Annotated in this window: 1 protein-coding gene; it reads left to right on the forward strand. The window is 35.8% G+C overall.

The genetic code is table 11. The features are described from left to right. Positions 1–35 precede the first annotated feature (35 nt). Positions 36–728, forward strand: coding sequence for a hypothetical protein (locus A6E06_RS18475; RefSeq protein WP_065593226.1), 693 nt, complete (start codon positions 36–38; stop codon positions 726–728). The last annotated feature ends 15 nt before the right edge of the window (positions 729–743 follow it).

The following is a 743-nucleotide window of genomic DNA, read 5'->3' on the forward strand; positions in this document are numbered from 1 at the left end:
CGTGTTATGCAGGCGTTAGGTCACAGAGGATATAAATGAGTACAACAAATATATATGAAATTGCCTTTGCTGTTATTGGCTCAATTGGTGGCGCTGGTGTAATTATATTCGGCTTATCATCTTTTTTAGGTAAAGTGTGGGCGCAGCGGCTAATGCAGATGGAAATCGCTAAACATGCTGAGCAATTAGAAGAGCTTAAGAGTAAATTTAAAAAAAATGAAACAGAACATCTAGTTCGTTTTACAGGGCTGCATGAAAAGCAAGCTGATATCATAGCTAAGCTATATTATAAATTATATGAAGTAAATCTGTGTCGTGACACATTGACATTGCAGTTACAATGTAGAGAAATTAAAGAGTCATATGAACGTGAATATAAAACCTATGAACCATGGGAATATATTTATGGTGTTCATACGCTTACCGATGAAGAAAGGGAAATGGTTGATGCTCTTAAGGTCGCAGTTAATGACATGAATAGTTTTTATGGACGTCATAAATTGTATCTTTCTTCCGAGTGTTGTGAGCTGATGAACAGGGTTACTCAACTTTCATTTTTTATTTCAAGTAATTATTCAAATGTGGCTCTAAAAGACGAAAAAGGAGAATATCGCGTTAATCCTAAAGTTCCTGAAACTTGGAACGCTTCGATCGAAGCCATTCATACGATGTTACCGTTATTAGATTCGGAATTTAAGAACATTATTGGTGTGGATAAAGTGACCTAACAATCGCATCAACAC

The organism is Aliivibrio sp. 1S175, assembly GCF_001690985.1.
Classification (GTDB): domain Bacteria; phylum Pseudomonadota; class Gammaproteobacteria; order Enterobacterales; family Vibrionaceae; genus Aliivibrio.

Excerpts from the sequence above, each read along its gene's own strand:
- A6E06_RS18475 (WP_065593226.1), top strand. The coding sequence starts at position 36 with ATGAGTACAACAAATATATATGAAATTGCCTTTGCTGTTATTGGCTCA.